Raw genomic sequence first — 13,725 nt, forward strand, 5'->3', positions numbered from 1 at the left:
TGTGTCTGCATAAAATAAAACCGTACTGTTTTGGATCACAGGTACGGTTTTATTTGTTATCTAATATTTCATACCCTCATTACCATTCTCTGGGTATTTCATTAAAATGTCCGGCGATAAACATAGTCGTCGTAATAGCAGCCAGTAGATTATTCTGTTCGTCTGTCATTTCCGCCATAATGACCATAGTTGTCTGCCCATGGTGTTTGACCTGGCTTTTAACGATCGCCGTCCCCGTACCTGGCAGATTGCTGATAAAATTGATATTGAAGCTCAGTGTCTGCACAACCTCGCCGACACTGGCTCCGGTAATGCCCATAACTGCATCAGCTAATGCCGCCAAAGCACCGCCGTGCACACCCAGCCAGTGATTGGTATGGATGTCAAAATCTATCGGCATCTTTACCGTTGCACCGCCGCAGTGGATCTCATCGATCTCTACCTTCAGCAAATTCATAAACGCGCTGCTGCTCCAGATCTGTTTGATATGGGCAGCTACATCTGTTACTGTGTTCATTCAATCACCTCTTACTTATATATACATATTAACCAGCATCATATACAACGGTACGACAACAATACCTAAAAGCACCGTTAAAAAACTTAACGTCGCCGCATAAGCAGAATCCGCGCCATAAGTTTTAGCTACAATAGCCATCTGTGTCATCGCCGGCATGGTCGCCTGCATAGTGAAAACCTGTGCTGACAGCGGCATTACCGGCAGAAACGGTATCAGAACCAAAACACATACTGGACAAACCAGAAAACGTCCGGCAACGCCTAGCAGCAGATCTTTATCGAAACCGATTTCTCCCAACGGGATCTTACTCATCTCAATGCCAATAAAAACCAACGATAAAGGCGTCGTCAAATTACCTATATATTGGAAGCTGTTCATCAAAAAAGACGGCAGCCTGCAGTCCAGCAAGACTAAAATGATACCGACAATGAAGCCGGCCAGTGGCGGAGAAAAAATTTTCTTCAGTGCTGCCGGAGAAAAAAACGCTGGTTTATTCTTTGTATCACTCAGGGTATCCTGCACAATATTATGTACACCAAGTGTCCAGAAAAAGGTTGTATTGACCATATAATAAAGCATTACTGCCGGGATACTTTTTTCACCAAACAGAGCCAGGTTGACCGGCAGACCAATAAACATGGTATTAGCAATAAAAAAATTAGTACAGAAAATGCCGCGCCGTTCTTTTTTGATTTTAAAAACGTGAGCAGCTATTTTACCGACACCAAAAGCCAGCAGCATGGAACAGATCGGCAGCAGCAGATCAGGCGCCATGGCGACCAGTTTATTATGATCAAAATTTTTACTGATACTGACGATCATATAAAGAGGCAATGACACAGCAGTTACCAGCCTGGCGATCAATGCGCTGCTGTACTCGTCAAACCAGCCGCGTCTGCTTAATACAAAACCGATACCAATAATAAAAACTATACTGAAAATACCTTCCAGTGCTTTCAAAACAAATTCCATACCGCACCTCTTTTCTGGTTGTAACAGCAAAATAAGGCCCTTTTAGCGGGCCTTATTTTGCTTGATGGAGGAATGGCATAATCACACCTTCTATGCCGGAAGCAGTAAACATCTATCTAATCTTTCCCCTGCGACCTGTCCTAAATAATCGCAACGGGGAATTCCTTGTTTTCAACTAAATATAACGCAGCCGTAACAGACAACAGATCGGCACTGCCGCCGGGACTGATCCGTTCATTCCTGAAAAGTTCTTCACTTTCTGCCAGCAACCGGCGTCCAGAATCAGTAAAAATACTTCCCTGCGCCAAAATATCTCTGGCACGCTGCTGTACAAACGGCAGCTTCGCATAACCGCCGCGCCAGATGACATTAGAATCCTGCACAACCGTCATTAAATGAACCAAAGCATGAACCAAAGCATCGTTCAGTCCAGCGCCTTTGGCAAACGCTTCCTTTAAGCCGGGCAACCCGTTCTGTCGTACACTGGGAAATCCTGCTTCCACTTCGCCGCGGATACCCGTGATACCATAAGCCTGATATAATCTTTCTCCTGCCGTCAAAGGCCGGTCTGCCTGCAGTCCAGCCAGCTCATTCTCTGTCAGCCCCTGCGTCATTTCTGCCACGATAGAGCACAGTGCTTTACTGTCCAGACCTTTATTCATGGCAGCCCCTGCGGCAGCAGCCAATAGCCCACCGGCAAATAAAATGCCTCTTTGGGTATTGACTCCTTTCGTCACGCGCAGCAGCTCCTGCTCCGCACTGACGCCGTAACGTCTTACCTTTCCAAATAACTCCTGATAATTTCCATTATGCTTCATCCCTAAAATCTGTAAATCACTGAAAGCTTTTGCCAAAACCGCAGAACCGGCAGCAAAAGTCAAAATACTCATATCTGTATGAGCACCGCCGCCATGACGGGTGACTAAGCCTGGTTTTGGATGGACGCAAACCTCCATAAAAACCGCCTGCGTCAAAAACATACTCATTTGCCGTAAAGTTTCAGATTTAGCAGAAAGCTGGCGGGCTGATATCTCGACTACTATTTCTTTAAACGTACCTTGCTCATTTAATTTTTTAGCTTGGTGATCATACATCGCTGCACCTGCTTTCTGCCGGGATCATTACTTAACCAAAAATAGCTTTTGTTGCAAAATACAGAATTGACGGAAATACCAGACAACCGGAACCGGTATAGAATGTAGCTGTCATTGCCGCATACGGAACCAGTTTGGGATCGACTGCGGCCATACCGGCAGCCGTACCGGAAGTAGTACCCATCAAGCCGCCATAGATCATGGCGGACTGAGGATTATCAAGTCCGACAAATTTAGCAACAAATGGAGTCAGAATCATAACCAGAACAGATTTAACAACGCCGGCTGCGATGCTGATGGCTATAACCTCAGAAGACGCGCCCAGTGAAGCCCCTGTTACAGGTCCTACAACAAAGGTTGCCACACCGGCGCCGATGGTTACCAGACTTACAGAATCAGTATAGCCCATGGCATAAGCCGCACCCACACCTGCTACCCAGGAAGTCAATAAGCCAAAAATAAGCGAAAGTACACCTACAAGACCAACTTTTTTGATTTCACGCAGGTCAGCGCCAAAAGCAGTGGAAACGATGGCAAAATCACGGAACATAGCTCCGCCCATAACACCAACGCCGGCAAACATCGGAATGCTCGCCAAACCTTTATGACCGCCGCCGACTACACCGCCGATATATGCCAGAATCAGACCGAAGAAGATCGCAATTGCGGAGCCATGGATACGTCCCTTGGTCAAACCGCCGATTTTATAGGCAATCCAGGTAGTGATACCGATGATAATAAAAGCCGCAACTAATCCGTTTTTAGTAATAAGTTTAATGAACATTGCTGCGAAATCCATATAAAACGCCTCCCATTCTTTTTATGACTATGCACCAAATTTTCTTAAAATAGGAATAAAGACAAAGCCGAGGGCTACGCCCAGTACTCCGCCCAATACAGCGATCGTTCCGCCGGATAAAGCGGCGACAACGTCCTGAATGGAACTCATAGCCACAACGATGGGAATATACATGGCACTCCAGAACGCGATACCCTCCTGACCCTTTTTATCAAGCCAGCCTGCATCTATACCTTTATTGGTAAGAATAATCAGCAGCAGCATAGCAAAACCAACCCCGCCGACATTAGCTTTAACACCCAGAAGCGCGCCTAAAATATCGCCAATGTAATTACCTGTTAAAAAACAAAATGCTAATAACGCAACACCATAAATAATCATGAGATTACACCACCTTAGTACAATTTTTTATTATCGCTCCCCACTCAAGGGGAGCGAAACAACTAAAGGCAACGGTAAAAATTTACTTATTCAACTACGGCAATAACCTGACCGGCACTTACGCGGTCGCCGGGCTGCACTTTATATTCTTTGACTACTCCGGCTACCGGGGAAGGTACCAGCTGTTTCATTTTCATTGCTTCCATTACTATCAGTACGTCTTTTACTTCAACGCTGTCGCCTACTTGTTTTTCAAAGCGAACTATTTTACCGGGTACGCGGGATTTAATTTCCATGATTCGACATCTCCTTAAATTTTAGTCTGCTCTTATTCGACTACGGCAATGACCTGACCGGCACTTACGCGGTCGCCGGGCTGCACTTTATATTCTTTGACTACTCCGGCTACCGGGGAAGGTACCAGCTGTTTCATTTTCATTGCTTCCATTACTATCAGTACGTCTTTTACTTCAACGCTGTCGCCTATTTGTTTTTCAAAGCGAACGATTTTACCGGGTACGCGAGATTTAATTTCCATGATTTATGCCTCCTGTGACAGTATTTCCACAACTGTCTTTTTCTTTAATATTTGTACATCCTGTAAACTCTTGCCTAAAACTGTCTGTGTCGGCTGAAATAATTCAGCCGCCTTAATACCATAGCCATTAATAAGCTCCGTTTCCAGATCAATGTCTACCTGAAACTTCTTTCCAATGGCCTGCAGTTCTGTATATACCTCCTGCAGCTGCTGCAAAGACAATCCCGTTATCAACAGATCAAGATCAGATTCGCTGTTGGTAAAAGGTAAACCGGTAGCTATTTCCAACCCGGCCGAACCTAAAATTCCCAGTTTCAGCCGCCTCTCTGCCGCATAGCTGCATGCCGCCTGCGCCGCTGCCAGACAATTCGTAGATACTTTAAATTCAGCTGCCGCAAGCTCATAAGGCCGTTTCAATTTAACTGCTTCGCCTACCTCCAGCTCTGCTGTCAGGCGTAACCGCCGTCCCTCACATAGCTGCGGATGCACAAAGCCCAACGGTATCACGTCTGCCGAAAGTACTTCCGCACGTCTGACTATTCCGGGAATAACGCTGTCAGCGCGGAAAATATCCGCCGCTAAAAATGCCTTTTCCCCTGTCAGCTCGTTTAAAAACACTTGTTTCAGCCTTGCCCTGCCGATACTGCTCGGATAAACCAGGTCATGCCTTTTTAACTGCGTTTTGTCCATACGGGATCCGCCTTACTGTTCTGCTGATAATCAAGCTGCGCCTGTACCATAGTGTCGAAAAATTCCGTCTGTACAGGCCCGGTGATTGTAACAGAAGGTATTTCAATTCCTGATATAGGATCGCCCCGCAGTTCCAATATTGTTTGTTCGGCATTGACCTGTACTTCAGGACTGACCTTGACGATCCGGCCTTTAATCCTCAAAATACTGCGGGCCACCCTGTTTAAGGTAACGGCTGAGGCCAGAGTAGTAGCTTTTACGATCACTTCATACTCCGGATAAGTCCGTTCCCGGCGGTAAGTAATGATCTTACCGGCCTTATTACAGACATGTCCCGACTCTGAACACGGAAAACTGTCACCCATCGGCAGGCCGCCTGCTATCAGCTCATAATATTGCTGTCCGCCCCTGATGGCCGCCGGTGTCAGTTCGATATCGTCCCTGACAGGGATACCGTCCATAGCCAGCCAGCCTATTTCCTGGCAGCCGTATAAATCATGTACTTCCGCCTGCAGAAGTTCCTGCGCCACCGGCAGCAACTCCAGATCCAGAGGCGTACCAGCAGTCAACAGCTTTACTCCTTTAGGCAGATCTTCAGCAACGCCCATATTTTTAGCATCTGTCAGTGCCGCCCGTAAAAACGCAGACTCACCCACCACAGCTGCAGGCCTCTCTTTATACAGCGCTGCCAGAAAGGCATCACGGCTGGAGCGCACTAAAAACGACCATTTCAAACCAAAATCTTTTAAAGCCTGCCCTGAAAAAACATTTACCAGCGGCGGATAAGTAACAAGCAGCTTATCGCCGCGCTTTAGTCCAGCGCGCTCTAAGATCCTGACCGAAGCTCTGATGCGTGCCGGCAATTCAGCATAGGTAACTCCGACGATATTTTGAAAAGCCGATGTTCCCGTTGTAAAGGTAAGATAAGCAAGATTCAAAGGCGTATGAACATCTTCAATAACATGAGCCGCCGTCGGCCCGGCAATGCCTTTATCCGCCAAAGTACGCTTCGGCATCTCCTCCAGTTTGGGAGCAGAACCGAAATCTTCGACCAGCAGGCTTATTTCCTGAAGCAAGCTGTTCATCTGCAATCTCCTTACGCGTTGATATATTTATCGGCAACTGCAGCAAATTCTGCATTGACCTTGGCAATAGCTTCCATTCTATGTGTCCGTCCGCCCCGCTCATTGCCTAGAATACCTCTGCCCCAGGGACCGAGCAGTTCGCCTTTCCCTTCAGCCTTTAATTTAGCAACCTCATCGATATGCCGGATAATTACTTCCCGCATATCTTCTACTTGATTGACAATTTCCTGTACGCCGCCCAGTTTGTAGAAGAAATCTACACCGGCTGCAAAAACAGGATTGCTGGTAGAAAGCTCTTCCAACCGTTCGATATCCATTTTCGTGATCCTGGCAATGGAGGTCAGCGGCATAACATGGATCATGGTGCCGAAATCTTTGGAAAGGGCCAGAATATGGTCGGCCTGCAAACCATGGCACAGAAAAGCTCCGGAAATTGCGCGGCCAATGACCATGGCCACGATTGGATGTCCTGCTTTGCGTGCTTCGGCTAAAGCCAGCTGATAACCGCCTGTGGATTTATTCATACCGGCGATTTCTTCCATTTTGCCGGGACCGTTACCAGGAGTATCAACTATCAAAACGATAGCGCGTTTCTCAGGCAGCGGTTTATCCTTATCGGCTTCCATAGTCCGATAAACTGCCGTTGCCATCTTATAACCTTCCTCAAGTCCGATGACACCGCCGAAAACAACAGGAAATCTGTCGTTAAACGCCATCGCATCATTAGCGATGATCGTAGTCGGTTTGCCGTTCAGCTTAGCAGTACCGACAACAGACCCGGGGCCATAATCAGGATCGAAGCTGTAACCGTCAATGATATTTTCCTGGAAGGAATCTTTATCGATGATCATATCAATAGCATCGCGTCCGCGACCTATCATAGTGTTGTCCAATTCTTCCATGTTCATATTCCTCCTTTTCCTTAACTGCGTACTCTGCGTTTTACTACTTTAAGGAATTCCGCTGTCGTCATCTCAGGCAAAGCTGCCGGATCTTCATTACCGAAATATTTCCACAGATCCATCGAATCCTTCGGCTGCATATCTCCAACAAGCTTCACCAGCTCCTGCTGTTCCTGTACCAGCTTCAGAGAACCGATACGGCGCATTTTTTCGATCTCAGCCATTGGTATCTCAGCCACTTCAGCCAGAGTTTTATGGAACTCACCGATTTTATCTTCAACAAGATAGTTACAATCCTGAATGATATATTTATGTTTAGCGCCGGTTGTCCGGTAAACCAAAGCCTTGTTGGAAGCGTCAAATTCGTCTTTGCCCATTTCCTGTTCGATTACTTCCGGACCAGTCAGGCCGATACGCCCTTCTTCATTCATCACAATGACGTCGGTAGCTGCAGCTACAAAGCCCATACCGCCAAAGCAGCCGACTTTACTGCCAACTACCGCTACTACCGGAACGATACCGCGGCAGTCCTGGAAGGCATCCATTACTTCGGCATGGGCCAGAAGTCCGGCATTGGCTTCGTGCAGACGTACGCCGCCGGTTTCAAAAGAAACCGCGACCAGCGGACGTCTTGCAGCATATTCTTCAGGATATTTAGCTTTAATGTCAGCAGCCGCCTTCAATGCCAGGCGAATAGTTGCGACCATTTTACCGCCATTGACCTCGCCAATAGCGCCGCCAATAAATTTCCCTTCCATTGATACTACAAAAACAGGATGCTTGCCCAGCAAACCAACGCCGCAGACAGTACCGTCATCAAATTCCACAGCAGTCCCAAGTACCGGCAGATGCGGGCTGCAATAACGATCCAGCGGATTTAAAAACTCCGTAAAGGTCCCTTTGTCAACCATGCCCAAAGCACGTTCACGGGCATTAGCGTCAAAGAAGCTGCTGTTTTCAAGTTCAGTCCAGTTTTTCATAATTATTCAGCCTCCTTTGCAGTAGCTTCTGCCAGTGCCTGGCGTAATCTCATATAAACAACGATCGGGGTGGCGTTATCATCGTTGATCTCGATACTTACATTGCCAACACCTGTATCAGTTACAAATTTTCCGAGCATTTTTTCCCAAACCGCATCAAAGCCTTTAACAGGAGTAACTACTTTGGCTTTAACGCCGCCGTTCAAAGCTTTCTTTTCCATAAGTACTTCCAAATCGCCGGAACCGGTTACACCAAGATGCGACCATTCCTTAGCGATTTCCTGTGTTGCAGCAGATTTAAATTCAAATTCCAAAACCTGTAATGCCACGTTAATCTCCTCCTCTTACCAGTTTCTGAATTTAGCAGGCGGATTATACAGACCTTTAGACCAAACGACCAGGTCATGTACGTTTTTAGCCGCCAGCATGGAACGGTTAGCTCTGCTCATATCAATACCAAGATCATCGGCAGTCTTGATAACGCCAAGATCACGCAGACGCAGGGTCTCTTTCGGATCAGCCTTCATACCGACTTCGGTAAAGCCTGCGATACCACGGATAGCGGCAGTACGTTCTTCCATATTTCTGCATTTATGCAGGTATGCGATACCTTCCTCGGTAATGATATGAGTCAGGTCATCGCCGTAGATCATAACCGGTTCAATCGGCAGATTAGCGTTTTTAGCCAAAGCAAAAGCATCCAGTTCCTCTACGAAGCCAGGCGCCAGTTTTTCACGGAAGGTTTCGGCCAATTGTACGACCAGGCGTTTGCCGCGGTGTACAGGTCCCCACATTGCTTCTTTAACGCCATATTCTTCACCGCATTTAAGCCATGCTTCGGAAGAATGACGACGGCCTTTCGGGTCGCAGCCCATATTTGGAGCGCCGCCGAAGCCTGCCACACGGTTAGCCGTAGCTGTAGAACTGTTGCCATAAGGATCGATCTGCAATGTGCCGCCGATAAACATATCAATAGCATAATGTCCTGCCGTCTGAGAAAAAGCACGGTTTGAACGCATCGAACCATCCGGCCCGACAAAGAAAATATCACTGCGGGCAGCTACATACTCATCCATTCCCAATTCACCGCCGAAGCAGTGGATCGATTCGACCCAACCGCTTTCAATAGCCGGGATCATCGAAGGATGCGGATTCAAAATAAAATTGGTGCAGATCTTGCCTTTCAATCCCAGCTCCTCACCATAAGTCGGTAACAGCAGCTCGATTGCAGCCGTATCAAAACCGATACCATGGTTCAGGCTTTTAATACCATACTCGCCATAGATACCTTTGATCGCCATCATGCCCTTTAAAACCTGAGCATCAGTAATCAGTGCCGGATCACGTGTAAAGAGCGGTTCGATGTAAAACGGTTTCGGAGATTGAATAACATAATCGACCCAATCACCGGGGATATCAACGCGCGGCAGCTCGTCTACGATCTCGTTGACCTGCGCAATAACGATACCCTGACGGAATTTAGTCGCTTCTACGATCGCCGGAGTATCCTCAGTGCTGAAACCGGTAAACAGATTGCCATGGCGATCAGCCTTCGTTGCCGCAATCAATGCGACACGCGGAGTCAAATCAACAAAATAACGTCCATACAGTTCCAAATAAGTATGGATAGCTCCCAGCTCCAATTTGCCTTCTTTTAAAAATTCGGCAATTCGGCCTGCCTGCGGGCCGGAAAAGGACATATCCAGCTTTTTAGCGATACCTTTTTCAAAAACATCTAGATGTTCAGGCAAGGTCAAAACAGACTGTACCATGTGCAGATCATGCACCTTACCAGGATCTACCTGGCAGAGTGTTTTCGCCAGAAAATCGGCCTGTTTCTGGTTGTTGCCCTCGATGTTGACCTTATCACCGGGTTTAATAACAGCCTCCAGTAAAGCGACTGCATCTTTGGCATCAACGATTTTTCCTTCTTTGACGTAAGGGGCAGCTGAGGCAGCTCTTGCCGCAGCATCTTTCTTTAAAGAGTCCCACTCACGCGTAATACCTTTAAGCTCCATTACATTCTCTCCTTTCTTATTACAAAACTGCTTCATATATACCGAACCCGGATAAAAAAAGAGAGAACAAAGCACAGCTGCAAACTGCGCCTTCATTCTCTCATTCACCACTATTTACTTTCACCCGGATCTATATATGCATAACTCCCAAACCGGCCCGTTCATGATTAGTCATATAATGCAGTGCCGATTTACCGAACAATGCCACCGCCAGCCAGCCATCATCACGTACAACCGCTATTTTCAGCGCCAGACTGGCGCTGGAAGAAACGCTGACTAAAATACCTTTTTTAGCTTCCTCCGTAGCGTGAATCAAAGCGTGAATATCATTAGCCGTCTTTTCAATGATTCCAGAATTGAGACTGGCCCCAATTACGGCCCTGTTCACCTTTTCGTGAAAATCATCATAAGAAGTTTTTCCGCCGACCTCTGTCACTACAAATTTATGACCAACTTCAGTCAGCGCTCTTTTAGCCGTTTCCTCGTCCTTCAGCGTACGTGTTAGCGCCAGCAGCATTGCCGCTACGCCTACGCTTTTAACACTTTCACCCTGTAAAAACGCTTCCATCTCTCAGTCCCTCCCTTTACTGCAACCTCAGCAGCTACGGATGCTTATTTCACCAAAATCGAAGCTTTCGATTTTTCCCGCAGCATTTCGTACAAGCAAACTCCCATAATCATCCATGTCTTCCGCCACTCCGGAATAAATCTCTGTATCATTATCCCTTACTGTAACCTTATGACCCAGTGTACAGCTGTAGTCCAGCCAGTCCTGCCTGATCAAAGCAAAACCGCAGCAGTGCCAGTGAGAGTAAAGCAGATCGAATTCATCCAGAAACGCCTTGAGGACCTGTTCATGCTCGTATTCGATGCCCGTTGCCAGATAAAGAGAAGTGGCTGTAGCTTCTAGCTGGGCTCCGAAATCTTCAGAAGACATATTTATGTTGATACCAATGCCAACAACGGCGTACTCGATACTGCCATCAGCAGTCAGTGCCATTTCTGCTAAAATACCACAGACTTTTTTACCGTCCAGCATGATATCGTTGGGCCATTTTATAGAAAATTTTTTATCAGTTAGCACCTGCAAAGCTTTCACCGCAGCAACGGCTGTCAGCAGCGTTATTTGGGCACAGTATTCGGCAGCTATCGTTGGTCTGAGGATCATGGAAAACCACAATCCCTTCCCCTCCGGTGATTCCCATTTCCGCCGCATTCGTCCTCGTCCGGCAGTCTGCCTTGCGGCAATAACAATTGTACCTTCTGCTGCCCCCTGCTTTGCAAGCTCCAGCGCTTTCAGATTAGTAGAATCCAACTGCTCATAATAATATATTTTATTGTGCAGTATCTTCTTTATTTCTACCATCTTTATTGCCCCGTCTCAAATTTTACTTAACCAGGTGGATCGTCGAAATGAAGACGCCGCAGGCAATTGCCGAGACGATAACGCCGCCGATATTAGCCCCCATTGCCACCGGCATTATTACGGCGAACGGATCTTCATCTTCAGCTATATGCTGAGCGATTTTAGCAGTAGTCGGCACACAGGAAATACCGGCAATACCAACAACAGGATTGAAATTTCCTTTTTTGAATTTGTAAACTATCCAGCCGCCTAAAACACCAACAGCACCTGATACTGCCAAAGCTACCACACCAAGAATGATCAGCGGTGCAACTTTGGGATTAAGCAGGGTAGAGGCTTCGCATAAAGTGCCAAGCAAAAGACCCAGCATCAAAGTAGCAGCATAAAGGATAACGTTTTCCAGCAGATCCTGATACGGAACGATTTCAGCTTCTTTGATCGTCATACCCAGGAAGAAGGACATGATCAACGGCGCCGCCATCGGCAATAAAATACATAACAAAGCACAGCATACTAAAATAAAAATAAATTTTTTGGTTTTCGGAATTTCAGGAGCATCAAAAATGATATCGATACCACGATATTTTTTAGGCACCAGCATTTTTACTAATGTCGGATAGCCTGCATAAGTCAGGCTTAAATAAAGATAAGCAATAACGGAAATCGGGACGAACAGTTCCGGAGCCAGCATCAAGGAAGTAAACAGAACCATCGGTCCATCAGCACCGCCGATCGAAGCTACAGCAGCAGCTTCCGGTGGAGTCAATCCAAGATTCACACCCAGAATAAGCGTAACAAAGGTACCTGCTTCGGCAAAAATAGCAATAATGATGGAAGTCCACGGATTAGCCAAAATAAAACCAATTTCACACATAGCCCCAATGCCCATAAAAACCAGACAGGCTACCAGACTGTTGCTGAAGGTCAAATTATAGATCGGCTGCAAAAAATTGATCTGCATGATATTCATCAATGCGCCCGGTTCTGAAACGAGCGGATCCAAAAACAAAGTGCCAAGCTTACCGCCGTCTAAAAAAAGTACGCCGCAGTTGATACAAATCATACCAACACCCATCGGTACCATGATCAAAGGCTCTAAGGTTCTCTTAAAGCCCAGATAAGCCAGAATAAAACCGAAAATTATCATAAAAATACGCGCACAGGCGATTACAGGATCTTGCACAAATAAACTGGCAATACCAGGAAACAATGTTGCGACCAGACTCATTTCCATCGTTATTCCATCCCTTCTCCATTAGAATTATTATTGCCCATCAATTTATTGAGCAATACCACTACGCCAATCATAAACAACGAAATAGCCGCAGTGAACAAGTAAGAAAATCCTGCATACGCATAAACATTCATTGCTTCAAACCCCTTTCAAACTTTTCTTTCCTGGCGTATCAACTGTCGGTTTCCGGATAACCAAATTATGGTAAAAAAAATAGAGAAACAGAATCATCTCCATCTCTCTTTCACCACTTTGCAATTGCCAATCAGGAAAATTAATGCCAAACACTCGCACACTCACAAGACTTTATCCTAACCGGTTTTTACCGGTGCCTTGTCCGTCATTGAAACATGCTTAAAAATAAAAAGACGAAGTAATAGAATCACTATCACTCCGTCACCACTATGCAGTTGTAATAAACTATTTTGAAAACTCTCAAATACTCTCTTGGTAAAGCTCTCATATTCTCTACGCTTTTATAATAACACAAAAAATCGATTTGTCAATTATTTGTTAAATATTTTCAAACTTTTCTATATATGCATAATGCCAAAACCCATGCGTTTATGATTAGTGATATAATGCGCCGCTGAATCTCCATAAAAAGTTACGGCAATCCATCCATTTCCTCTTACAATCGCAACCTTACACGAAATATTGGCCTGAAGCAGGTTCTGGGAATAACCAGATTTTGCATCAGCTGCTGCATGTAATACCGCATGTATCTCCTGCGCAGTTTTTGAAATAACACTACAGTTGAGACAGGCTCCAATAATTGACCGTGTCATTTTTTCTCTAAATTCGCTTTTAGATGCATCGCCGCCAAGTTCCGTAACAGCAAATTTGTAACCTTGTTTCTGTAACAGCTCTTTTAAAGCATTTTCATCGGCCAGTGATGTCGTCATTGCTAACAAAATTGATGCAGCCTCGGTACAATTCAGCATACCCGTCAAAATATCATGTTGCTCCTTCATCTCTGCACCCTCTCTTTCTACTTTTCAAGTACGATTATTATAACATGTACCCCCCCACATCACAAATTTCTGTTCCAAAAAAACAAAGAACTTTGCGTTTACACCAATTTTAAGCATAAACGCAAAGTTTTTTAATTATTAGTTATCGTTTTCCATTTAACTGCAAATTCCG

At 45.8% G+C, this 13,725-nt stretch carries 18 protein-coding genes; all 18 read right to left on the reverse strand.

What is annotated here, in order from left to right:
* Window positions 1-79 precede the first annotated feature (79 nt).
* Window positions 80-517, reverse strand: a complete 438-nt coding sequence (locus C8D73_RS05600) for a PaaI family thioesterase (RefSeq protein WP_113077582.1) — start codon at window positions 515-517, stop codon at window positions 80-82.
* A gap of 15 nt (window positions 518-532) precedes the next feature.
* Window positions 533-1,492 (reverse strand): AEC family transporter, encoded by a 960-nt coding sequence (locus C8D73_RS05605; protein ID WP_113077583.1) that lies wholly within the window; start codon window positions 1,490-1,492, stop codon window positions 533-535.
* 140 nt (window positions 1,493-1,632) lie between these two features.
* A complete protein-coding gene (locus C8D73_RS05610) occupies window positions 1,633-2,586 on the reverse strand; it encodes a triphosphoribosyl-dephospho-CoA synthase (protein ID WP_021718750.1) in 954 nt (317 codons plus the stop codon).
* Window positions 2,587-2,617: 31 nt separating this feature from the next.
* Complete coding sequence (madM, locus tag C8D73_RS05615) at window positions 2,618-3,385, reverse strand: malonate transporter subunit MadM (RefSeq protein ID WP_113077584.1); 768 nt, start codon at window positions 3,383-3,385, stop codon at window positions 2,618-2,620.
* Window positions 3,386-3,412: 27 nt separating this feature from the next.
* Complete coding sequence (gene madL / locus C8D73_RS05620) at window positions 3,413-3,766, reverse strand: malonate transporter subunit MadL (RefSeq protein WP_021718752.1); 354 nt, start codon at window positions 3,764-3,766, stop codon at window positions 3,413-3,415.
* 86 nt (window positions 3,767-3,852) lie between these two features.
* Entirely contained in the window at window positions 3,853-4,062 is a 210-nt protein-coding gene (locus tag C8D73_RS05625; protein WP_021718753.1) for an acyl-CoA carboxylase biotin carboxyl carrier protein subunit, read from the reverse strand.
* A gap of 32 nt (window positions 4,063-4,094) precedes the next feature.
* Window positions 4,095-4,304 (reverse strand): acyl-CoA carboxylase biotin carboxyl carrier protein subunit, encoded by a 210-nt coding sequence (locus tag C8D73_RS05630; protein WP_113077585.1) that lies wholly within the window; start codon window positions 4,302-4,304, stop codon window positions 4,095-4,097.
* A gap of 3 nt (window positions 4,305-4,307) precedes the next feature.
* Entirely contained in the window at window positions 4,308-4,994 is a 687-nt protein-coding gene (gene mdcG, locus C8D73_RS05635; protein WP_113077586.1) for a malonate decarboxylase holo-[acyl-carrier-protein] synthase, read from the reverse strand.
* A complete protein-coding gene (locus C8D73_RS05640) occupies window positions 4,976-6,079 on the reverse strand; it encodes an AMP-binding protein (RefSeq protein WP_113077587.1) in 1,104 nt (367 codons plus the stop codon). Before C8D73_RS05640 ends, mdcG begins: the two co-directional genes overlap by 19 nt.
* A gap of 11 nt (window positions 6,080-6,090) precedes the next feature.
* Window positions 6,091-6,987, reverse strand: coding sequence for a biotin-independent malonate decarboxylase subunit gamma (gene mdcE / locus C8D73_RS05645; protein ID WP_370835240.1), 897 nt, complete (start codon window positions 6,985-6,987; stop codon window positions 6,091-6,093).
* A gap of 14 nt (window positions 6,988-7,001) precedes the next feature.
* The gene (locus C8D73_RS05650) at window positions 7,002-7,961 is read right to left on the reverse strand and encodes a biotin-independent malonate decarboxylase subunit beta (protein ID WP_113077589.1); all 960 of its coding nucleotides are present in this window, start codon (window positions 7,959-7,961) and stop codon (window positions 7,002-7,004) included.
* A 2-nt stretch (window positions 7,962-7,963) separates the two neighbouring features.
* Window positions 7,964-8,290 carry a malonate decarboxylase acyl carrier protein gene (mdcC, locus tag C8D73_RS05655; protein WP_021718758.1) on the reverse strand — a complete coding sequence of 109 codons (327 nt, stop codon included), beginning with the start codon at window positions 8,288-8,290 and terminating at the stop codon, window positions 7,964-7,966.
* Window positions 8,291-8,305: 15 nt separating this feature from the next.
* The gene (gene mdcA, locus C8D73_RS05660; RefSeq protein ID WP_370832956.1) at window positions 8,306-9,964 is read right to left on the reverse strand and encodes a malonate decarboxylase subunit alpha; all 1,659 of its coding nucleotides are present in this window, start codon (window positions 9,962-9,964) and stop codon (window positions 8,306-8,308) included.
* Window positions 9,965-10,109: 145 nt separating this feature from the next.
* Window positions 10,110-10,547, reverse strand: coding sequence for a HutP family protein (locus C8D73_RS05665; protein WP_113077591.1), 438 nt, complete (start codon window positions 10,545-10,547; stop codon window positions 10,110-10,112).
* Window positions 10,548-10,574: 27 nt separating this feature from the next.
* On the reverse strand, window positions 10,575-11,345 hold the full coding sequence (locus C8D73_RS05670) for a biotin--[acetyl-CoA-carboxylase] ligase (RefSeq protein WP_113077592.1): 771 nt from the start codon (window positions 11,343-11,345) through the stop codon (window positions 10,575-10,577).
* Between the two features lie 22 nt (window positions 11,346-11,367).
* Complete coding sequence (madB, locus tag C8D73_RS05675; protein WP_046430447.1) at window positions 11,368-12,573, reverse strand: Na+-transporting malonate decarboxylase, carboxybiotin decarboxylase subunit; 1,206 nt, start codon at window positions 12,571-12,573, stop codon at window positions 11,368-11,370.
* A gap of 8 nt (window positions 12,574-12,581) precedes the next feature.
* The gene (locus C8D73_RS11440) at window positions 12,582-12,713 is read right to left on the reverse strand and encodes a hypothetical protein (RefSeq protein ID WP_021718763.1); all 132 of its coding nucleotides are present in this window, start codon (window positions 12,711-12,713) and stop codon (window positions 12,582-12,584) included.
* 399 nt (window positions 12,714-13,112) lie between these two features.
* Window positions 13,113-13,553, reverse strand: coding sequence for a HutP family protein (locus C8D73_RS05680; RefSeq protein WP_021718764.1), 441 nt, complete (start codon window positions 13,551-13,553; stop codon window positions 13,113-13,115).
* Window positions 13,554-13,725 lie beyond the last annotated feature (172 nt).

Source organism: Phascolarctobacterium faecium DSM 14760 (assembly GCF_003269275.1).
GTDB classification, from domain to species: Bacteria; Bacillota; Negativicutes; order Acidaminococcales; family Acidaminococcaceae; genus Phascolarctobacterium; species Phascolarctobacterium faecium.